Source organism: Planobispora rosea, from assembly GCF_014648175.1.
Lineage (GTDB): Bacteria > Actinomycetota > Actinomycetes > Streptosporangiales > Streptosporangiaceae > Planobispora > Planobispora rosea.
On the sequence record NZ_BMQP01000012.1, the window covers coordinates 180453 to 200746 of the forward strand.

General features: G+C 68.6%; 25 protein-coding genes. 11 read left to right on the plus strand and 14 right to left on the minus strand.

All coding sequences use genetic code 11. The annotated features are described in order from the left end of the window. Positions 1-354: 354 nt before the first annotated feature. Positions 355-1149: a hypothetical protein gene (locus IEZ08_RS14730; protein ID WP_141704298.1), complete on the minus strand. Its 795-nt coding sequence runs from the start codon at positions 1147-1149 to the stop codon at positions 355-357. A gap of 298 nt (positions 1150-1447) precedes the next feature. Then, positions 1448-1828, minus strand: coding sequence for a hypothetical protein (locus tag IEZ08_RS14735; RefSeq protein ID WP_176728634.1), 381 nt, complete (start codon positions 1826-1828; stop codon positions 1448-1450). On the opposite strand from IEZ08_RS14735, the gene IEZ08_RS14740 reads away from it, so the two are divergent. From IEZ08_RS14740 to IEZ08_RS14760, 5 genes are all read left to right on the plus strand, one after another. Further along, the gene (locus IEZ08_RS14740) at positions 1815-1907 is read left to right on the plus strand and encodes an integrase core domain-containing protein (protein ID WP_176728633.1); all 93 of its coding nucleotides are present in this window, start codon (positions 1815-1817) and stop codon (positions 1905-1907) included. The genes IEZ08_RS14735 and IEZ08_RS14740 overlap by 14 nt on opposite strands. A 231-nt stretch (positions 1908-2138) precedes the next feature. After that, the gene (locus tag IEZ08_RS14745) at positions 2139-3122 is read left to right on the plus strand and encodes a GAF domain-containing sensor histidine kinase (protein WP_189242314.1); all 984 of its coding nucleotides are present in this window, start codon (positions 2139-2141) and stop codon (positions 3120-3122) included. 359 nt (positions 3123-3481) lie between these two features. Next, positions 3482-3679 carry an integrase core domain-containing protein gene (locus IEZ08_RS14750; protein ID WP_189242315.1) on the plus strand — a complete coding sequence of 66 codons (198 nt, stop codon included), beginning with the start codon at positions 3482-3484 and terminating at the stop codon, positions 3677-3679. Between the two features lie 260 nt (positions 3680-3939). Further along, entirely contained in the window at positions 3940-4152 is a 213-nt protein-coding gene (locus IEZ08_RS14755; protein WP_189242316.1) for a hypothetical protein, read from the plus strand. Between the two features lie 362 nt (positions 4153-4514). Next, positions 4515-5114, plus strand: coding sequence for a GAF and ANTAR domain-containing protein (locus IEZ08_RS14760; protein ID WP_189242317.1), 600 nt, complete (start codon positions 4515-4517; stop codon positions 5112-5114). Positions 5115-5172: 58 nt separating this feature from the next. Here IEZ08_RS14760 and IEZ08_RS40245 read toward each other — a convergent pair whose 3' ends face one another. From IEZ08_RS40245 to IEZ08_RS14775, 3 genes are all read right to left on the minus strand, one after another. Continuing rightward, a complete protein-coding gene (locus tag IEZ08_RS40245) occupies positions 5173-5511 on the minus strand; it encodes an STAS domain-containing protein (RefSeq protein ID WP_084780776.1) in 339 nt (112 codons plus the stop codon). Then, entirely contained in the window at positions 5429-5698 is a 270-nt protein-coding gene (locus IEZ08_RS14770; RefSeq protein WP_189242331.1) for a hypothetical protein, read from the minus strand. Before IEZ08_RS14770 ends, IEZ08_RS40245 begins: the two co-directional genes overlap by 83 nt. Positions 5699-5792: 94 nt before the next feature. Further along, positions 5793-6203 carry an isoamylase early set domain-containing protein gene (locus tag IEZ08_RS14775; RefSeq protein ID WP_068927916.1) on the minus strand — a complete coding sequence of 137 codons (411 nt, stop codon included), beginning with the start codon at positions 6201-6203 and terminating at the stop codon, positions 5793-5795. A gap of 516 nt (positions 6204-6719) precedes the next feature. Here IEZ08_RS14775 and IEZ08_RS14780 point away from each other — a divergent pair. Further along, the gene (locus IEZ08_RS14780) at positions 6720-7832 is read left to right on the plus strand and encodes a carboxylate-amine ligase (protein WP_189242318.1); all 1113 of its coding nucleotides are present in this window, start codon (positions 6720-6722) and stop codon (positions 7830-7832) included. Between the two features lie 112 nt (positions 7833-7944). Here the strand turns inward: IEZ08_RS14780 and IEZ08_RS14785 are convergent, their stop codons facing one another. Further along, positions 7945-8199 carry a hypothetical protein gene (locus IEZ08_RS14785; RefSeq protein WP_189242319.1) on the minus strand — a complete coding sequence of 85 codons (255 nt, stop codon included), beginning with the start codon at positions 8197-8199 and terminating at the stop codon, positions 7945-7947. Positions 8200-8443: 244 nt separating this feature from the next. On the opposite strand from IEZ08_RS14785, the gene IEZ08_RS14790 reads away from it, so the two are divergent. Further along, positions 8444-9871, plus strand: coding sequence for a M20/M25/M40 family metallo-hydrolase (locus tag IEZ08_RS14790; RefSeq protein ID WP_068927913.1), 1428 nt, complete (start codon positions 8444-8446; stop codon positions 9869-9871). A gap of 26 nt (positions 9872-9897) precedes the next feature. Here IEZ08_RS14790 and IEZ08_RS14795 read toward each other — a convergent pair whose 3' ends face one another. The 4 genes from IEZ08_RS14795 to IEZ08_RS14805 all read right to left on the minus strand — a co-directional run bounded on the left by IEZ08_RS14795 (position 9898) and on the right by IEZ08_RS14805 (position 13345). After that, complete coding sequence (locus IEZ08_RS14795; RefSeq protein ID WP_203863181.1) at positions 9898-10332, minus strand: GNAT family N-acetyltransferase; 435 nt, start codon at positions 10330-10332, stop codon at positions 9898-9900. Next, the gene (locus tag IEZ08_RS39570) at positions 10272-10421 is read right to left on the minus strand and encodes a hypothetical protein (protein ID WP_203863182.1); all 150 of its coding nucleotides are present in this window, start codon (positions 10419-10421) and stop codon (positions 10272-10274) included. The genes IEZ08_RS14795 and IEZ08_RS39570 overlap by 61 nt, the downstream gene beginning before the upstream one ends. A gap of 101 nt (positions 10422-10522) precedes the next feature. Continuing rightward, entirely contained in the window at positions 10523-11620 is a 1098-nt protein-coding gene (locus IEZ08_RS14800) for a SpoIIE family protein phosphatase (protein ID WP_229803113.1), read from the minus strand. Between the two features lie 216 nt (positions 11621-11836). Further along, positions 11837-13345 (minus strand): GGDEF domain-containing protein, encoded by a 1509-nt coding sequence (locus IEZ08_RS14805; protein ID WP_189242320.1) that lies wholly within the window; start codon positions 13343-13345, stop codon positions 11837-11839. Positions 13346-13549: 204 nt separating this feature from the next. Here IEZ08_RS14805 and IEZ08_RS14810 point away from each other — a divergent pair, with 204 nt between their 5' ends. Beyond that, entirely contained in the window at positions 13550-13888 is a 339-nt protein-coding gene (locus IEZ08_RS14810) for an STAS domain-containing protein (protein WP_084780775.1), read from the plus strand. A gap of 147 nt (positions 13889-14035) precedes the next feature. Here the strand turns inward: IEZ08_RS14810 and IEZ08_RS14815 are convergent, their stop codons facing one another. Together IEZ08_RS14815 and IEZ08_RS14820 are read right to left on the minus strand one after the other, a co-directional pair. After that, positions 14036-14314: a hypothetical protein gene (locus tag IEZ08_RS14815; protein WP_189242321.1), complete on the minus strand. Its 279-nt coding sequence runs from the start codon at positions 14312-14314 to the stop codon at positions 14036-14038. Between the two features lie 222 nt (positions 14315-14536). Continuing rightward, the gene (locus IEZ08_RS14820) at positions 14537-14785 is read right to left on the minus strand and encodes an STAS domain-containing protein (protein ID WP_189242322.1); all 249 of its coding nucleotides are present in this window, start codon (positions 14783-14785) and stop codon (positions 14537-14539) included. Positions 14786-15235: 450 nt separating this feature from the next. Between IEZ08_RS14820 and IEZ08_RS14825 the strand changes: the two genes are divergently transcribed. Beyond that, positions 15236-15508, plus strand: a complete 273-nt coding sequence (locus IEZ08_RS14825) for a hypothetical protein (RefSeq protein ID WP_084780773.1) — start codon at positions 15236-15238, stop codon at positions 15506-15508. Between the two features lie 191 nt (positions 15509-15699). Then, positions 15700-16233: a hypothetical protein gene (locus IEZ08_RS14830; protein WP_068927908.1), complete on the plus strand. Its 534-nt coding sequence runs from the start codon at positions 15700-15702 to the stop codon at positions 16231-16233. A gap of 941 nt (positions 16234-17174) precedes the next feature. On the opposite strand, the gene IEZ08_RS14835 is transcribed toward IEZ08_RS14830, so the two are convergent. Both IEZ08_RS14835 and IEZ08_RS14840 read right to left on the minus strand, forming a co-directional pair. Next, positions 17175-18122 (minus strand): IS630 family transposase, encoded by a 948-nt coding sequence (locus IEZ08_RS14835; protein ID WP_229803115.1) that lies wholly within the window; start codon positions 18120-18122, stop codon positions 17175-17177. Beyond that, complete coding sequence (locus tag IEZ08_RS14840) at positions 18083-18271, minus strand: helix-turn-helix domain-containing protein (RefSeq protein ID WP_189242324.1); 189 nt, start codon at positions 18269-18271, stop codon at positions 18083-18085. The genes IEZ08_RS14835 and IEZ08_RS14840 overlap by 40 nt, the downstream gene beginning before the upstream one ends. 739 nt (positions 18272-19010) lie before the next feature. Here IEZ08_RS14840 and IEZ08_RS14845 point away from each other — a divergent pair. Further along, the gene (locus IEZ08_RS14845; RefSeq protein WP_189242325.1) at positions 19011-20276 is read left to right on the plus strand and encodes a DNRLRE domain-containing protein; all 1266 of its coding nucleotides are present in this window, start codon (positions 19011-19013) and stop codon (positions 20274-20276) included. Positions 20277-20294: the final 18 nt, after the last annotated feature.

The window sequence follows — 20294 nt, forward strand, 5'->3', positions numbered from 1 at the left end:
GCGGACCCCGAACGGTCTATCGCCGCGGGCGACGCCGACCTGAATGCCAACGTGCGAAATGTCCTCGGTAATCTCCAGCCTACCTCATCCGAGGGAGATCTCCTGGGGAACGGCGTGGCTCCGGAAGCAGGCATCAGGCGACGGCGTGCGGAAACAGGGTTCCGACCAGCCCCGGCGTCATGAATATATTCCCGGGCGTATGTCTGGTTCCTGGAACGGTGCAGTGATGCTGCGGTGCCAGGTTCGCGGCCGCCGGCGGCTGAGGCCGGAGTCGTTGCGTCGGTTCGGCGCCGGTCACCGCCCTGCACGCTCATTGACTGAATTATTCGCTCTGGCCACCTTTTGGGGCTGCTGTCATATTTTCTGGATCCTGTCGGGCGGGAAACGGAGGAAAAGGGGTAGGCTGGAATCGAAGATCGTATCCTTCGGGAAGTCCGCTCTACTGTGATGTTGCGGCTTTGGCCAGGTGGGCCGGTGCCGCTGATCCGCAGCGTGTTCGCGGGTGCCGGTGGATGTGCCACCGGCTGGGGCACGGCGGGGGACGATCGGCGGATCGAGCCGGGAGGCCACGATGAGCGAGCCCAGTGATGCCGATATCCGAGCCATGATGCTGGTGATGATCCGCAGGGCGGGCGGCGTAGTGGAGATCGACAACGCTGACCTGTATGACGCGATGATGCCCGAGGGGGGAAGTTCCACCGCTCGTTTCACGGTAGAGGAAACCTCTTCCGGCATCAGACTGACGTGTACGGATCCGCTCGGAAAAAGATGATCTGAGCTGGACGGTGCGCCTGCCGATAATGCCATCTGTCCAGTTCGTAGCCTTTCTGGGGATCGCCTGACGCGCGTGATCCCCAACCGCGCTCCGGTGTCGAGATGGTGCTGCGGCGTCAGGGTGCCCGGTCGAAGCCAGGCTGGATCGATCGAGCGATCCCGGCCGCCCCGGTGCGGCCAGTGGTGTCGCGCGTCGGACTGATCCAGCTCGTCGGGAGCCGGCTCAACGATGGCTCTGTCGTCCAGGTGCTCGCGTTCATGCAGGTCGCTCACGCTGGTCTCGACCCGCGCGGGGTCGTCTTCGCCGAGGGTCCAGGTGATGTCGCGCCGCGCGGACTCGGCCAGTTCGGTGACCAAGAAGGGTTGCTCGTGCACGGTGGAGCCCTCCTGTGTCGCTGGATCCGCTGTCGGGGACGAGCGGTGCGAGATGGCGGCCGAGCGGGACGGTCGCGTCCCTGGTTGCCGTACCCGCCGGGCACGGCAACCAGGTAAGGAGATCCGGGAACGGGTGGTGCGCCTGGCGCGGGAGAACTCGGCCTGGGGATACCGCCGGGTGCACGGCGAGCTGGTCCGGCTCGGCTATCGCGTGAGTGAAGCGACCATGCGGCGGATCCTGCGGAGCCGGCGGGTCGGTCCGGCTACGCGAAACACCGGCACCTCGTGGAGGACCTTTCTACGCACCCAGGCGCATGGGCTGCTGGCCGTCGATCTCTTCCACGTCGACACGGTGTTCTTGAAGCGCCTGCATGTGCTGTTCGTCATGGAAATCACCACCCGGCGCGTGCACATCCTCAGTGTGACCGCCCACCTGACCGGAGCGTGGACGGTTCAACAGGCCCGCAACCTGCTCATGAACCTCGGTGACCAGGTCAGTGCCTTCCGCTTCCTCATTCGTGACCGAGGTACCACGTTCACCGGCGCATTCGACGCAGTCTTCGCCGGCGCGGGCGTGAGGGGGCTGAAGACGCCGCCGCGCACGCCGCGGGCCACTGCTACGCCGAGCGATGGGTCGCACCGTACGGGCCGAGTGCCCTGGCAGCATGCTGATCTCCAACGAACGGCACCTGCGGTCGGTGCTGACCGAGTATGCCGATCACTACAACAACCATCGGCCGCACCGGTCCCGCGCGTAGCGGTCACCCGATCACAACGAGCGGACTGTGAACCCCTCCATCATCGGTGCAGACGGCACAGCCCGCCATGGGCGGGCAGGATACATCGGCGAAGTGGTGAGCGGGGTCCGGGACCGGTCCGGTCCTGATCTTTGCCTGACATGCCGCAGGCGGCGGACAACCTCAGGGCGAAACCGGGTAGATCTGCCCGTACGGACACGCCGATCAGGCGGAGCGCGGGGGAGGCGTGTGATGAGTGACGAGGTGCCCGATGCCCGCGCCGATCCGCGCTTCCGTGACGATCCCCTGGTCACTGGCGAGCCGCATCTGCGCTTTTACGCGGGGGCCCCACTGATCAGCGGCCACGGGCACGCGCTGGGCACGGTGTGCGTGGCCGATCACCAGCCGCGCCGGTTGAACGCCGGACAGCGCCAGGCCCTGCACACCCTGGCCACCCACGCCGTCACGTTGATGGAGCTGCACGGCCGCGCCCACCAGGCCGATGAGGTCACCCGGCAGCGGCACGCCCTGGAAAACCTCAAAGACCAGTTCCTGTGCAACATCAATCACGAGCTGCGCACGCCGCTGACCTCGATCCGCAGCTATCTGGAACTGGTCCAGGAGGGCGGCCTGGATGAGGCCACCGAGCGGTGGTTTCTCCACGTCATCGAGCGCAACGGCGATCGCATGCTGCACCTGATCGACACGCTGCTGCTGATGGCCAGCCTGAATGCCCAGACCGCCGCCTTCACCCCGGCCCGCATCGACCTGGCCGACCTCGCCCGCCAGGCAGTTGAGCAGACCGCCCCGGCCGCCCGGCTCAAGGAGCAGGTGCTGAACCTGCACGCCTTGGAGCAGGTACCGGCGTGGGGCGATGCCGAGCAATTGCAGACCGCGCTGATGCAGGTGCTGGACAACGCGGTCAAGTTCACCCCGCCCGGCGGCGCCATCGACGTGATCGTCACCGCCGACCCCGCGCCGCACGTGGAGGTCCACGACACCGGTATCGGCGTCGAGCCCGAGGAACTGCTGCACGTCTTCGAGGATTTCTACCGCGCTCCGCAGACCGAGGAACAGGCTGTCGAAGGCACCGGGGTGGGCCTGTCCATTGTGGAGAAGATCATGGACCTGCACGGTGGCACGGTGAGCATGGAAAGTGGGCAGCATGAAGGCGCGTGCGTGCATCTGACCCTGCCAGAGCCGCTTCCGCCCCCGCTCCTGAAGCCTTCCGGCTGACGCGTCCGGCCTGCCGGGACCGACGTCTCAGGTGTCTGGGGCGTCCTGGTGTGGAAATCGGGTGAGGAGGCGGATCGTCGGGGCGATGGATGCGGGCCGGAGTACGACACGAGGGATACATGGTCCGGGGAAGTACGCCGTGCCAGGCCGGAGGGCTTGTGTGGCGGGAAGAGCGGCTTGACCGAGGACTCACCGAGGATTCGACCCTCTGAGGGCTGACAGCCCTCAGAGACCTGCTTTCTCGGTGTTCCGATGACCTTCTGCGAGGTCTGACGTGGAAGAGGTCCCCTGGGCGATCTCGCGGGGCCGGGTTGCGATACACGCGAGCAAACATAGGATCCTTGACTATTATTCACCGGATGCTGATCGTCAACGCCCGTCATCTACGACGGGTGCTGACCGCGTACGAGGCTCACTTCAACGAGCACCGGCCGCACCGATCCCTGAGGCAAGCCGCTCCGCTCCGAGCCCTGCCCGACCCGGTCGAGGCCGATATCGAGGTCATCCGCCGTGATCGTCTCAGCGGGCTGATGCATGAGTATGTGCAGGTCGCATAGGGTGGCCGAGTTTCTGGCACCCACATCCCGCCACCCCGCTTAAAAGCGAGAAATGTCCACTATATGGTGGAAGTGGAGTTTCTTGCCGTCAGGAGGAGCAGTCCGGCCGCGGTCCACTCCGTTGGGCTCCGGCGCGGAGGATTCATCACCCGGTCGCCGTGCCCGACGGGCACAGAAACCGGGGACGCGACCGTCTGCTCGGCCGTCATCTCGCACCACCCGTCCCCGACAGCGGATCCAGCGGCACAGGAGGAACCACCGTGCACGAGCAGCCCTTCATGGCCACCGAACTGGCCGAATCCGCCCGACGCAACATCACCTGGACCCTCGGCGAAGACGACCCCGCGCTGGTCGAGACCATCGTGAGCGACCTGCATGAACGCGAGCACCTGGACGACAGGGCCATCTCCGAGCTGGCCCCCGACGAACTGGATCAACTCGACGCGCGATACCACTGGCCGCACCAGGTCTGAGATCCCGCAAGTACCGCAGCAGGCGGCGCCGAGCCGGCAGGGTGCCCGCCTGACCGGCCGGTGGGCGCACAGTCCATACGGCGAGAGCCGCGTCAGGGCGACCCGCATGTCTCAAGCTTCTGAAGCGGCCCAGGACGTCACCTGTCTCCGCCGTCTCTTGAAAGGTCGTTCCCGGCTCGTTCGCCGGTGGCGGCTCGATCACGCCGGGATACATCATGTCTGGTTTGCGGGGTAGCAGGCTCGCACCGGCGGACAGGAAGCCTGTCGGGCCGGGAAGGTGCCGTCACACCTTCCCGGCCAAGGCTCCGGTTGGTGCGAAGTCATCCGTCCGGAGCCGCCGGAGCAACGGGAGACAGCACAGCATGGTCGACGACGGCGGTGACACGGCAGGTGACGGGCGGCAGGGGTGGCCGTCATCGCGTTATCGCGGCCGGGCGTCGGATGATGATCTGGCCGTCAAGCTTCAGACGGACCGGATCCAGTGCGAGACCGGCCAGGGGCCGTGCCTGGACGCCGTCTACGACCAGCGGACGGTACGGTTGCCGGATCTGACCGAGGAAGAGCGCTGGCCCGCCTTCACCGAACGCGCGGCCGAACTCGGCGTGCGGAGCATGCTGTCGTTTCAGCTGTATGTGCAGAACGACAACCTGGGAGGGCTGAACCTGTACTCATGCCGGAAGAACGCCTTCGGCGACGAGTCCGAACACGTGGGCCTGCTGTTCGCCACGCACGCCGAGGTGGCGATGTCCGGTGCCCAGCAGGAGGAGCACCTGGCCCGTGCCGTCGCCATGCGCGACCTGATCGGGCAGGCCAAGGGCATCTTGATGGAGTGCCACCGGATCACCGCCGAGCAGGCGTTCGCGCTGCTGGTGCGCGCCAGCCAGCAGACCAATACCAAGCTGGACGATATCGCCCGATACCTGGTCGACACCGGGGAGCTGAGCGGGCGTCGCGGCCGGTGACCGGTCACGACGCCCGCTGTCCTAGAACGCGGGCCGCGGTAAGGGCACCGGTGAGGGCTCAGCGAGAGCTGAACCGCTCCAGCAGCCCGACGATTTCCAGGATCCGGTGCACGATCCGGCTGACGCGGATGATCACCACGCGGCAGTCGATCTCGGCGGCGTCCTGCTGGCTCCTCAAGAGCGCAGTGATGCCACGCCCGTCGAAGAACGTGATCCCGGCGAGGTCGATGTCGATTCGCTGTTGAAGGCAGGGACCGGACTCGATTCCAACGTATCCGACCTTCTGCCCGCCAACCCCCTGCCCGACAGAATCTTTACGGCCCCGACGGCAGCGCGACGGGGCTTTCCCACCTCGCCTTGGCGTCACGGGTGCTCCGGGCCTGGAAGCGGCCGCCACGCACCCGCAGGCCGAGCAGACCGGTCCGCCGCCGGCTCAGCTCGGGCACATCGCAGTGGCCGTAGGCGAGCACGGTCGGCGCACCGGTCGCGATGCGCCATTCGGCATAGACGGCCGATGCGTCCGCGGGGGACAGATGTCCACCACCGCGAACCCGGCCGCCTGCACTCGGCCGTGGAGACAGCACACCCGCACCAGGACCGAAGACTTCTATAAGCGAACCGTTTGGCGCAGCTGCTTTCTGGGGTCGTGTGTGCCGGGTCGGTCCTTGGCGGGCCGGGTCAGGCCGGTGTCGAGGCGATCTCGGCCTCGATCGCGGCCTGGCTGCTGTTTCGCAGGTCGGGTGCTTGGTCACGGTGCCCGTTCAGGTGACGGGCGTCATCGAAAGCCTCGACTTCGGGGCTTTGCGCGATGGCCGGGCTGATGTGGCCGCCCCGATGGTCGTGGTAGTCGGCCTCGGCGTCGTCGAACCACACCCCGCCGGCGGCCAGGTACCGGAAACAGATCTCCTGGCTGGCCGGGACGGTCAGGCTCACCTGGTAGCGGTCGCCGGCCAGCTGCATCGGGTGGGCGTAGGGGTCCCAGTCGTTGAAGTCGCCGACCACCGACACCCCGCCGAACACCTGGTCGGCCGGGACGGTGAAGGTGAGTTTGACCTGACCGTTCTTGGTCGGCTTGGCACGCTTGATCACTGCATATCCTTTCAGTGGGCTCGGTGATGGGCAGCCGGTCACCATCCGGCACGAGCACCGGGGCCGCTGCGATCGCTCGGCGGTGCGCGCATGCGAACGGCCGCCCCCGGCTGGGGTGGCCGCAGCTGCGATCTACCCGTCGCCCCAGAGCGCAACCTCTGTTTTCCGCCGCCTTTCACCCGTGGCCGGGTAAGCATCACCGGGCCGCACGCTGCACAGGAGCCGCCATTGGGGTGAGGCGGTCTCGCCATGGGAAAACCCGCTCGCCATGGCGGAACCTGAAGGTCCGGGCCCTTTGCGGCAAGCGCCACCCGTGCGGGCCGGGCAGGCGGGTGAAGGTGTGAGGCGCCTGTTGGAGGGCAGCCCGTTATCGCAGCTCAAGGCAGCCATGCAGGCGGTTGCCGGTCGGGGGTGGGCATGATGGCACAACGGCGTTCGGCGGCGCGGCGGTGCGAGGCTCGCGGGTTCCCTGCCTCCGCCGCGTCGCGATCGGTACGGCGCGGCTCGTCTTGCGGCATGGAAGTACCACCGATGGGGGTGGAGGAGGAATTCTTCCTGCTGGAACCGCACACCGGGCAGACGGTCCCGGCCGTGGAGCAGATCCTGGCCGGGATCGGTTCCCATGAGCTTCTACAGCGGGAGATCGCCACCTGCCAGATCGAGACGGCCACCCATCCGCACACCGACCTGGCCGCGCTGCGGCGGCAGCTGACCGGCCTGCGCGCTGAGCTGGCCGGCGCGGCACGGCAGGCGGGCTGCCGGCTGGCGGCCTGCGGCACGGCCCCGCTGGAGCACTCGGCCAGCGACGCCCCCCTCACCGACGACGCCCGCTACCGGCGCATCGCCCACGCCTACGGCGCCACCTGCCGCGGCGAGAAATGCTGCGGCTGCCACGTGCACATCGAGGTGCCCGAGCGCGAGGAGGCGGTGCAGGTGGGCAACCATCTGCGGCCCTGGCTGCCGACGCTGCTGGCGCTGACGGCCAACTCCCCCTTCACCGCCGGCGGCGACAGCGGTTATGCCAGCTGGCGGGCGATGACCTGGGGACGCTGGCCCAGCGCCGCCCTGCCGCCGTATCTGCAGGACGCCGCCGAACACCGGATGGCCGTCGAGTCGCTGATCGGCTCCGGCGCCATCCTGGACGAGGGGATGCTGTACTGGCTGGTACGGCCCTCCCATCACCTGCCCACGGTCGAGGTGCGGGTGGCCGACGTGTGCGCCACGGCTGATGAGGCCGCCCTGTTCGCCGCGATCGTGCGGGGGCTGGTGATGAGCGTGCTGAGCGACATCCGCGCCGGGCGGCCCGCGCCGCGCCCACCTGAGACGCTGCTGGAGGCCGCCTACTGGCGGGCGGCCCGCGACGGCCTGGAAGGCCAGGGCCTGGATCTGATCACCGGAGCGCTGGTGCCGGCCTGGCACCTGGTCGAGGCCCTGCTCGCCCGCATCACTGCGGCGCTGGAGACGGCCGGTGACCTGGGCACGGTCCGCGACGGGCTGGCCCGGCTGCGCGTTTCGGGCTCGGGGGCGGTCCGCCAGCGCGCGATCTACGCCCAGCGGCGCGCCATGGGCGATGTGGTGGCGTGGCTGAGCCGCCAGAGCGCCGGTGAGGTGGCCCTGGCCGCCCACTGACGGCGCCGTCCATGGCACAGGTGGTGAGGGCCGGGCGGTGGCGCGCATGCTGTTCACCCCGGGACCGGCGGCGCAGGTCATCCCGGGTGCCGACCTCTTGGCCGCCTCCGGCTCACCGCAACGACTGCACCCGGTAGAACGGACCCTCATCCGGGTTCCGCGGATCGTCCATCGCGATGACCAGGCCCAGCTCGCGGGTGAGCTCGTCCAGCACCTGACGGGCACGCTCCGGGCCGACTCCCGCCTCCCGGGCGATCTGCGGCAGATGGCCCGGCCCGTCGGCGCTGCTCTCCAGCTGGGACACGGCCTGGAAGACCGCCGCCTGGTCGGGTGACAGATCGAACGTCTCATGGCTCATCTGGCTCATCGTGACCACCTCTCCAGTCATCGGTCATCGACCGGGCCGTCCGGACCGAGCGGACGAGTGAGGTCATCGCGATGCCCCCACCGAGTCACCGCTCGGATACCGACTCCTACCCGCTCCGGAAGCCGGGTATCCGATTCCCCGGCGGAGCGCATCGAGACCGAGGGCAGAGGCGGCCCCGTCGGCCTTTGGTAAAACGGCATGTCGCCGGGGTGGGACCGGTATCCGCGCGCCTAGCCTCACCGTTATGACGGCAGACGACGGCGACGAGGCGGTACGGCGGTTCCTTCGCGAGTACCGGCAGGAGTTCCTGCGCGAGCTCGGTGACTGGGTGCGCATCGCCTCGGTCTCCTCCGACCCCGAGCACGGCATGGACGTGGTGCGCTCGGCCAACTGGCTGACCGGCCGGCTGCGTGAGATCGGGTTCCCCGTCGTGGAGCTGTGGCAGACCCCGGGCGGAATGCCCGCGGTGCACGCCGCCTGGTGCGCCGCACCGGGCGCGCCGACCGTGCTCGTCTACAGCCACCATGACGTACGCGCCGTACGCGCCGACGTCTGGGGGGAGTCGCTGCCGTTCGAACCGCAGGTGCGCGACGGCAAGATGTACGGCCGCGGCGCCTCCGACGCCAAGGGACAGGTGCTGGCCCACCTGTGGGGGTTGCGCGCCTACCTGGCCGCGAGCGGACGCGACGCGCCGCCGGTCAACCTCAAGCTGCTCGTCGAGGGCGAGGAGGAGATCGGCTCCCCCAACCTGGCCGCGTTGCTGGACGACCACCGCGACGAACTCGACGCCGACCTGGTCGTGTTCTCCGACACCTTGATGTGGTCGCCGCAGGCGCCTGCGGTCTGCACCGGGCTGCGCGGCATGCTCAGCGCCAAGCTCCAGGTGTTCGGGCCGTACCGGGACATCCACAGCGGCGCCGTCTCCGGGGTCGCGCCCAATCCGTGCGCCGAGCTGTGCAAGCTGCTGGCGCAGCTCTACGACGAGCACGGCCGGGTGACGCTGCCCGGCTTCTACGACCGGGTGGTCGAGCTGACGCGGCGGGAACGGGAGCTGATCAACGCCTTGCCCTACAGCGACGCCGACTGGCTGGAGCGCACCGAGACCCGCACCATCGGCGGCGAGGACGGCTACAGCGTGCTGGAGCGGGCCTGGACCCGCCCGGCGGCCGAGATCCTCGCCTTCATCGGCGGTGATCCCGACGGGCCCTCCCGGGGCGCGATCGCCTCGGTGGCCTCGGTGGACGTCAACCTGCGGCTGGTTCCCGACCAGAAGGCGGCCGAGACGGCCGAGCAGTTGAAGACCTGGGTCGCCGAGCGGATCAGCGACGAGGTCGTCTACGAGCTGAGCATCTCGCTGGAGGCGGCGCAGGAGCCGTACCGCACCCCGCCGGACCATCCGGCGCTGGAGGCGCTGGGCCGGGCAATGGAGCGGGGGTTCGGCGCCCCGGTGGCCGGGCAGATGCGCAACGGCGGCGGCGGCCCGGCCGAGCTGCTGTCCGGGACCCTGGGGGCACCGGTGATCTTCTTCGGTACCGGTCTGCCCCAGGACCGCTGGCACGACAGCGACGAGAGAGCCGAGATCGACACGCTGCTCGGCGGAGCGGCCACGCTGGCGTTCCTCTGGCCCGAACTCGCCGAGACCCTGACGGACGGGCAGGCCGGGGCGCGGTGACGGCACCGGCGGAGTCGGAGCCATGATCAGGGGCGTTCCGGATCGGGGAGATCGGAGCGCAGGAAGCTGTACCGCACGCCGTCATGCCATTTCCCCGCACGGAAGCCGGCACCGCGCAGGACACCCTCCCGGGTGAATCCCGCCTTCTCCAGCGCCCGCTGTTCGGCCACGTTGGTGATCTCGGTCCCGGCCTGGATCCGGTGGACCGTCGAATGGTCGAACAGGTACCGCACCAGGGGTTTGTGCGCCTGCGTCCCATAGCCCCGGCCCCGGAACTCCGGAGCCGGGATCAGCCCGATCTCCCAGCAGTGACCGGCTCTCGTGATGATCGCCTTACTCCATGAGACGAAGCCGATCCGGTCGCCTCCCTTGACGACCAGGAGAACCCCGCCGTCCGCCCTCAGCAGCCCGTCCTCCTGCGGGCGCCTGCGATGCCGGTGGGGGCGTGCCGGCCGTACCACTGGTGGAGGCCCACCCCGTCGGGGTCGTTGGTCAGCCGGTTGAGGAAGGGCAGGTCGTCCTCCGCGACGGCGCGCAGCTCGATCGTCATGATCGGGGTGCTATGCAGAACGCCTGCGCCGCCGGCCCATCGCCGACGTCACCGAGGCCGCCGTGGACTTCAGCCGAGCTCTGCGGAGGCTCAAGGGGGACTCAGGTCAGGAGTCGGTGGTGACGCTGGGTCTGCCATTCGACCCGCAGCACGGTGGCGTCGTCGTCGAGATGGTCGTGCTGATGGTCCAGCAGGGTCTGGATCAGCCGGCGCAGCGTCTCGGGGGCCGGCATGCCGTCGGCTTCGCGGCGGATGATGAAGTCGGCGAAGCGCTCCAGGCCGAACTCGTGGCCGTCGGGGCTTTTGGCCTCGATGACGCCGTCGGTGTAGAACAGCAGCCGATCGCCCGGCTGCAGCTGGTAGTGCGAGGACTCGGTGCACGCGCCCATGCCCAGGCTCATCGGCGGGTCGGGCTCGGCCTCCAGGCTGGCCACCACGTGGCCGCCGCGCAGGACCAGCGGCGGGTGGTGGCCGCGGTTGACCCACCTCAGCGCTCCGGTGCGGATGTCGAGGTCGGCCAGGATGCCGGTGGCAAAACGGGTGCCGCCGAACTGCTCGGCGATGGCGGCATCGATCGCCTCGGTGACGGCCAGCAGGTCGGCGCCCTGGCGGCGGTTGTTGCGGCAGGCGCCCATGGCGATGGTGGCGGTCAGCCCGGCGGCGGTGTCGTGACCCATGGCGTCGAAGATCGACAGGTGCAGGGTGTCGCCGGCGTTGTCCAGCACCTGGCTCAGCACCTGGTGCAGCCGCCGGGCATCGGCCCAGGCGCTCACCTCGGTCTTGGCGTGCGCGGTGAGCATCACGCTGGCATCCCAGGCCTTGCCCAGGGACTCGATGACCACCTCGCGCACCAGCGCGGCCACATCCACCGGGCCGGGTTCGAAGGTCACGGTGCGGGTGGTCAGGCTGGCCAGGAGCAACAACCCGTCGATCAGCTCCCGGATGCGGTCGCTGTTGCGTTCGATCATGCTCAGGAACTCGTGCCCGGTGGCCGGGTCCAGGTCACCGTCCTGGAGCAGCTCCAGGTAGCTGCTGATCGCGGTCAGCGGGGTGCGCAGCTCATGGTTGACGGTGCGCAGGAACTGGTGCTTGAGCTCTTCGGTCTCGTGCAGCTGCTGGGTGACCTGGCCGAAGCGGCGGTCGTAGTGGCGCAGCCGGAGCACATCGGCCGCCAGCCGTGTGGCCTGGTCAGGCGGCATCGGCCCGTCCGTCATCGCCTCGTGTCCCCGCCCTGCCGCCCTCCGGCGTAGGCAAGATCCTCGCGGTGCCCGGGGCGCAAAAGACGGCAGGCGCCCGGTGCGGCAGTTGAAAATCCTGCACAGGCTGGTCGACCCCGGGGCCTACATGCGCCTGGGCGAGGAGATCTCCATCGGTCCTCGGCGGACGTGGTCGTTCCGGTGTTCCCGGCGGGCCGCTTAGCCGGCCAGGGACAGATTGGGCGGTGGGGGGACGGCCAGGACCCAGCGACCACGGCCGGCGCGTTTGGCCTCATACATCGCCGTATCGGCGGCGCGCAGCAGCTCGCCGGCAGCGATGCCGGCCGTGGGGCCGGCCGTGGGGTCGGCGGTGCGTACGGCGATGCCGACGCTGGCCCCCACCCGTAGCTCACGACCGTGGTAGGTGATGGGCTCGGCGATGGATTGCAGCAGGCGTTCGGCCCGGGTGATGAGGTCGTGGCGGTCGAGCGCCTCAGGATGCAGCACGACGAACTCATCACCGCCCAGCCGGGCGATGAGGTCACCAGCGCCGGCGGCGGCGCGCAGTCGGCTGGCGATCTCCACCAGCAGGGCGTCGCCGGCCTCATGACCGTGGGTGTCGTTGACGGCCTTGAAGCCATCCAGGTCGAGGTAGAACACGGCCTGGCCGGAGGTGTAGTCCTCCAAGTGGGCGGTGAGGGTGCGGCGGTTGGCCAGACCGGTCAGCGGATCGTAGGCGGCCTGGTAGGCCAGCAGGCGTTCGGCGCGTTCTTGCTGACGCACGGCTCCGGTGAAACGGGCCAGCACGAAGCCGCTGGCGGCGATGGTGGCAAGGAGCAGGGCGATGCGCTCACCGGTGGCGGCGCTGCCGTGGATGACGGCCACGGTGGGAGCGGTCAGCAGGGCCAGGCCCAGGAAGAACACGCGCGCGGGGTGCAAGGTGCGCATCCGGCGGCCGGGATGAGTCAGTTCGGCACGCTGGGGGTGCAGGGCGACGATGACCATCAGCGCGTTGCCCAGCAGCACGACCCCGGCCAGCCGGGCCAGATCACCGGGGTCGATCAGAGCCGGCAGCGTGGCGTAGCCGACATCGGTCAGCAGCCGGATGCAGGCCGCGGTGATCAGCAGCCGGGTCGGGGCGGTGCGGGTGCCGGGCGAGAGCGCCAGCAGCAGCACCGCGGCGGCGATCAGCACATCGCCGACGGCGTAACCGGCATCCAGCCAGATGCCGGCGGTGTACAGGCCGCCGGCCTCCTGCAGGGCCGGTACCACCAGGATCTGCCACATTCCCAGCGCCACCGCGCTGGTGAGGGTGAGCATGTCCAGCAGCGGTTCGCGCAGCTGGCCGCGTGCCCGGCGGCGGGCCATCATCATGATCGCGACAACGATCGCGGCGTATCCGGCCAGCCACGGGGCGTCGATCAGACCGGTCGGATCGACGGTGGGAAACATCCAGTAGAGGATGGAGTAGACCAGGTCGCCGATCAGCCACAGGCTCTGGGCGGCGGCCAGCCACAGCCAGGGCCGGCGGCCATCCGGGCCGGCCGGGCGCAGCGCCGCCCACCAGGCCGCACCGCACACCAGACCGTACCCGGAGAAGTAGACCACCTCCCCGCGCAGGTCCCCAGCTGTGGCCGCGGCCAGCAGCGAGATCAGCACCGCACCCACGAGCAGCCCGCCGGTACGGCGGGCCGCCGGCGCAAGCAGTCGGCTGCGAACAGAGTCCATGCCCGCGTCATCGGCCGGCTGCCGAAAGTCCTTAGCCAATGCCCGGGTGAATCTCTGGCGCGAGCGATCTGGGAGAAGCGCTGTCAGGGCGGGTTGTCAAACCCCCCTGGGGCGGGCCTACGGTAAAAGACAAGCGGTTACCGCCGACCGGCGCCTGTGCCGGTCGACGTTGCCGATGGCCGCTGAAAGGGGGGAGCCCCCCGCATGACCATGCTCTCGCTCACCACCACCGATCACCCGGCCGCCACGGTGATCACCCTGGACGGCGAGATCGATGCCCTGAGCGCCGATCACCTGCGCCAGGCGATCGACCAGGCCCTGGCCCGCGGCCGCACCCGCCTGGTCGTCGATGCCGCAGGCCTGGGGTTTTGCGACTCGCGCGGCCTGCACACCCTGATCGCCGGCCAGCGCCAAGCCGTCTCTGCCGGCGGGTGGCTGCGCCTGGCCCACGCCCACGGTTATCTGCGGCGGCTGCTGGAGCTGACCCAGCTGACCGCGATGTTTCCGCACGATCCGCAGCTGGAGCGCCTGCTGCGGCGGTGAGGACCTGGTCGCCTCGATGCAGCAGGCCCCGCCTGCCCTCCCGCCGCACACCGGGCGGCTCTTCGCGGGAGCCTCTGTCAGGCGGGCGCCAGTGTCATGACCATGCGCAGGCGCGAGGTTGCGGGCCGGCGATCGACGGCCACCGCATCACACACCCGGCCGGCCGATCAGCCACAAGCCGGCGCCCCGGTCGCGGCCCGAGGCGGGCGGACCGGCCGGCAGATGGGCGGCATCCAGCCCGGCACTGATCGCACACTGGTGCACCCATGCGCGCATCCCGGCGAGATCACCACTGACGAGCCAGTGCCCGATCGGGACGGCCATCGACCCCGCCCTGTCCCGCACACCGCGCCGATCCGCGATTGCCCTGCCAGAAACTGACGGCAGGTCGACGGCGCCGGTGTCGCCTGCTTGGTACTCGCGCATGCCACCCGCCCCCTTTGCCCAGTGGTTCACCCACCTACCCGGCCGGGTGGCGACTTCGCTGTCGCCCGCGTGTGCTCGGTGTGCGCCGTACGCATCGGCGGTCATGGTGCGTGATGGTCGGATGCCGGAATGTGGTGGAACATTGTCGCCGATGCCTTCGGATTTTCCGACCGTAGTCCAGGCACCTCCCGCTCCTGGCAGGTGGCCTCTACGGCGGCCAGCTCATGCGCCGGAGCCGGCGGCCTGGATGGCCTGGATGGCCTGCTGGACGTCATCGTGGATCTCGAAGGCCTGTGCCAGGCCGGTGAGTGCCAGCAGCCGCGCCAGAGTGCCATGCACGCCGCTGAGCGCCAGCCGCTTGTGCGCGGCCTGACTCTGCTTGAGCACGCCGATCAACGCGCTGAGACCGACCGAGTCGCAGAAGGGCACCCCGGCAGCATCCAGCACCACGGCGGTCAGGTCGCTGCGCACGGCAAAACGCCGAACGGGCGAGGTACGCCTGTGCACCCCGACACCTGACGGGCCGCCCGCCCTTCAGTCTTGTTCGTGATCTCTTGATCGATCCTGCGGCGGGTGGTGGGACGTCGAGATGGTCGAACAGGTGCCGGAGCGCAATGAGGAGGCGCGGGCTCGCGCGCAGCGGGCTCGTGAGCGGGCGCAGCGTGCTTACGGCGACGGGGTGGCAGAACCTCGGTGGCCTCGGCGATGGCCTCGGGCCCGGGTTTGACGTAGCGGATGGCGGTGCGGAGATTCTTGTGCCGCTGGGCCAGGACAGGACGCCGTATCGACAGGAACAGCGGACCGCGTGTGCGCGTGCTGCCGTCCGGGAGCCGGAGGAGCCGGGGCAGCAGGCGGGCGGTGCCGGACTCCCAGTACAACCCACTCGATCGCGCCGCCCTTGGACCGGACAGGCGCCCGCCGATGCTCCAGGTCCAATTCCTCGACGTTGAGCGCCAGGACCTCCGCGGCCCGGTGCAGACGGCCACCGGAGTCACGGCCAGGTTCGGCATCGGTGTGGTCGCCGCTCTCCGCTTCGTCGCGGCCATGATCGCTGGGTCGGTAACCGATGCTCTGCTCAGTGGCTTGCTGCTCGGAGTGATCCCCGGCCTTGTCCTGATCCTCACCCTTGCGCTCGTGCTGCTGATCTCAGCGATCAAGCTGGCCCGGCATCCCGTACCAGGGCATGATCGTTAGGCTGGGGGCACCCCTTCAGGCGGACATCGCCGGCGCCGGAACTCACCGACATCCAGGGCGGTAGATGATCGGTGGGTGGTGCCCAGATTCGGCAGCAAATGACTCCCGAACTCATCGACGAACCCACCCGGCCCCGGACAGGTGATCAAGCCGGCCGGTGACAGGAGGCCGCTGCCGGGTACAGGGACCTCATGCTGAAACGCGCGGTGTGGCAGGGGCTGGTCGCCGGGACGGCCGGGGCCGTGGTGATGACACTGGCGGAAAAAGCCGAGCAGCGCCTGACCGGCCGGCCGGACTCCCATGTCCCGGCGCGGGTCCTGCAACGGCTGACCGGGATGGCCGAGCGGCCCGGACGGCAGAGCCTGCCGGTGAACTGGACCATGCACTTCGGACAGGCAGCCGTGCTGGGCGTGCTGCGTTCGGTGATGGCCCACGCCGGGCTGCGTGGACCCTGGTCCTCGGCCAAATTCGCGGTGGTCCGGCTCACCAACGACCAGATCCTGGAGAACGCCACCGGGGTCGGCGCGCCTCCTGAGTCGTGGCCCCGTCGCGAGCTGGCGGTCGACCTGCTGCACAAGGCGATCTACGCCTTCGCCACCGGCGTGGTGGCCGATGCGCTGGCCGCCCGCTCCGGACCCGGCCCAGGCCAGCGGCACGCGGCGATACGCCCGGGCCGGCAGTCCGACGTCGGACCCGTGCCACGGGCCAAGGTCCACAGCCTGTGAACGGCCGGTTCGGCCCGGCGCCGTGCTTCCCGGCAGACCGGCTCCGGCTGAGCGCGGGCGGACGGGTCAAGGGCGGACCAAGATACGCATGCTCTTCACGCCTCTGGGTCGGCGGCGTCGGGGATGCCCGGTGGACAGGGGGTCAGCGGCTCGGCGCTGATCCGGCTCGGTGTGCCTCCAGCCAGCCCAAGAGACCTGCACGGTGAACAGCTGAGCGGGCGCGATCGCAAGCGTGCGCTGTCGGCAGTACTCCTTGCCCGTAGGCCCTGAGGTCGGATGTGATCCTGGATCGCGCCGGGGGCGCGTCGGCCGGTTGGCTGGCTTGGCATGAGTTTTGCCGAGGATCCAGCGGTGTGAGACCCGGCGGCCCGCAGGGATTGTCTTTCTTGGTCTTTCGTGGCCGTCTGCCGGGTCTGATGTGGAACAGACTCCGTAGTCGATCTTGTGGGGACCGGGTTCCGATACACGCGAGCAACCACCGAGCAAACATCGGCGATCTCCGGCTCGCGCAGAGCCCGTCTGGACCGAGAAAACGCAGGTCAGACGGTGTGCGAGTGGTAGGGCGCCTGGGACTCGAACCCAGAACCTACGGATTAAAAGTCGATTTGATCAATGACGCCTACTGTCACGGCGTGCCGCCTGATGACATCCCGTCCGGAGATGTCCTTTTTGTCCTGTCGGGCTGTGTCATTGCGTGCCACACCGTACCGCGACATGCGAGCAACCACCGAGCAAACATAGGACCCTTGACTATTATCCACCATCGGCCAGCGCGAGCAACCTGATCCGGCGAATCACTGAGTAAAGCCTCGCGAGAGGGGTGCTGAAGCGGTACGCGCCCCGCTCCGACCCCTACCTGATGCAAGTGCCCCCGTACAAGCCGGATCGCCCGGCTCGATGTCCGCCGATGTGATCGACTCGGTGGTGTCCGCAGGGAGTACTCAGGTTGAATTCGTAGAGCCCTCCTCGGCGTAACAGGGTTCGAGGGTCAGGCCGGTCCCGGCCAGGCATCCGCTGATCAGGTGGGGCCGATACTGGATCTTCTTCAGCTTGCGCTTGACGATCCGAACGAGACCTTTGAGATCAGCGACGATGAAGTTGGCCAGGGCGCGCTTGAGCAGCGACCAGACCCCTTCGGCGGGGTTCAGCTCCGGCGCGTAGGCGGGCAGATGATAGATCCGCAGCCAGTCGTCATGCTCACGGGCGAAGTCGACCAGCTCCTGCACATGGTGGCGGTTCAGGTTGTCCCAGCACCACACCAGCGGCGCACCGAGCTGCTGATGGGTGGTGAGGATCAGGTCACGGTAGTCCTGCCAGGCGAAACTCTTCGGCTCGCCGGGACGGCCCCGATACAGCTGCAACCGGTAGAACAAGCGCGGGCGCTCCCCAGCACGGAAGCAGACCACGCCGGCCACGGTCACCCGTCCCTTGCCACCGCGGGTATGCACCACCGGCCGGGCACCCCGCGGAGCCCAGGTCCGCGCTTTGGGCGGCCTCAGCCCCTGACCCGCCTCGTCGGCGAAGCAGATCCAGGCACCCAGGTCCGCCGCGGTGGTTTTACCTGCGGCCACACCTCGTTCTTCCACACCGCGATCGCGGTCTCGTCGCGTTCGGCGGCCCGCCGTACCGGCACCTGCCAGGACCAGCCATGCCGCTCCCAGCAGCTTGGCCACCCCCTCGATGGTGTAGCCGACGTGGAACATCCGCCCGATCACCGTCTTGACGCGGCCCAGCGTCCAGCGCTGGTCATCGGCGAACCCGTGCGCCAGCGGCCCTCGGTTCAGCTCGGCCTCCAGCTTGGCCCACGAGACGGGCGACAGCTTCTCCCGCGAGACCGGCCCGGTGGATTTCAGTGCCGCTGTCCCCCGGCGCGCCATCTGGCCTTCCACCGCCGCACCGTGCGCTCGTCGACTCGCAGGTCCCCCGCGATCGTCTTGGTGGGCTCGCCTGCCGCGAATCGTTCGGCCGCCTTCAGCCGTACCCGCTCGCGGCGCTCCTGCTCGGCGGGGGTGTACCCGCCCCTCTGCGCATACCGCATGACCCAGTCGTACCGCAACACCGAGCAGCCGTCACGCCCCGGGCTCTACGAATTCAACCTGAGTACTGGCACACCACTTTGACTGGGACGGATGAATTTTCGGCACCCACACCGGCGACGAGTCGTCGACCAGCCCGCCTCTGCCAACCCCAACAACGAAAAGGACGTCAACTCGCGAATCACCCTGTCAGAAGGTAAGGCGCGGTTCTCCACTCAACCGGCCCGGACCACGAATCCCCAGCTCAGTTGCTCCCTCAGAACGAGCTGCACCCATATCTGATCCGGAGGAGTCTTGGATCGAAGCCGGTGTGACGAGTTCTGACGCGGCGGATGCTCTGCAGGTTGCTCAACGCGTACCGTCCCGAGCCGCATGACCACTCCAGAGAAATCCCAGCTCAAGCCCCTTATCACGGATTTCGACACGGTACGGGACTGGATGGCCACAGATCGGCATCCTCATCCAAGGTCTCGCACCCACATCTGCCAGGTCAACTATCGATTCGACCATGAAGATCATCTTGATCATGGATTTTTCTTTAAGTAAACTTTACTGATAGCTTCTGCGAGTCAAACATGAGTTCGAGTCGCCTGCGCCTCTGGCGTGGGCTACTTCGCATGCACGCAGGAGATCTGAGTGACCTTACTGATAGGAAGCGGAGAGCCCTTATCGCTCTCCTCCGGCCCCCGAAGGCGCAGACGCCGCCTGGCGAATGCCACCGCCGTCACCCTGGCCGCAACCATGGTCGTCAGCCTGACCGCGGTCCCGTCCTGGGCCGAACAGAAACCCGAACCGGCCCCGGCCCAGACCTCCGCTCCGCCCGCCCCGAAGAACGGCGGGCAGCCCATCGTGGACGAGACGGTGGAGGCTGCCAAGAAGAAGGCCCGCGAGACCGGCAAGCGCGTCGAGATCCCCGAGCGCAACACCGAAACCACGACGCTGTTCGCCAACCCCGACGGCAAGACCCTGCGCATGGAGCTGTCCACCGAGCCCGTGCGAGTCAAGAAGGTCAAGGGCGAGGGCTTCACCCCGATCGACACCACACTGGTGCAGCAAGACGGCGTCATCAAACCCAAGGCCGTCAAGGGCGACCTGACCCTGTCGGCGGGCGCGGAGACCGTTCTGCTGAAGAGCAAGATCGCTCAGGACACCACCGAGATCGAAGCCCCCGGCGGCAAGCTGCCCAAGCCCAAGCTCAAGGGCAACACCGCCACTTACCGGTCCGCCTACGGCAAGGGCCGCGACCTGATGGTGACCGCGAACCCCACCGGGTTCCAGCAGCAGATCACCATCACCGAACGGCCCACCGGTCCGCTCTCCTTCCGGGTCCCACTTGACCTGCCCGAAGGATTGTCATTCAAGAACAACGCCGCGGGCCGGCCCACCATCGTGGGCAAGGACGGCAAGACGCTGACCGAGGTACGGCCGACCCTGCTGCAGGACGCCAAGGCCGCCGACGCAAGCGCCCCGCTTGATTCGGGCAAGACTGGCAAGGCCGTCGTCACGCTCGCCGAAGACGGCAAGACCCTGGTGTTCACACCCGACGCCGCGTTCCTGGCCGATCCGGCAACGACGTACCCGGTGACGATGACCGCCGCGGCCTCTGACTGGTACGAAGGCCACACCGGCGAGCAGGATAAAGACGGCCGGGACACCTACATCAACGATTACGACCTCACGGACAGCTGGAACAACTTCAACAAGACCGAGATCGTGGTCGGCAAGTCCTACGCCGGTGGCATCGCCAAGCGCTGGCGCGGCTACCTCAAGTTCCCCGACATCCCCGCCGAGCTTATGGGCGGCAAGGTGGAAAACGCAGACCTGCACCTGTGGAACTACCAGTCCCATGACTGCGGGGCGGGCGGCGGCTCCGGCATCACCGCGCGGCGGATCACCTCCGACTGGGAGGAGATACCCCTGAGCTGGAGCAACCAGCCGTACGTTACCAGTGTGGGCGCCGACACGGGGTGGCGTCCTCGGGGCGGTGTAAAAAGCTCGACGAGGTAGGTGCCGCGGGTGGATCTT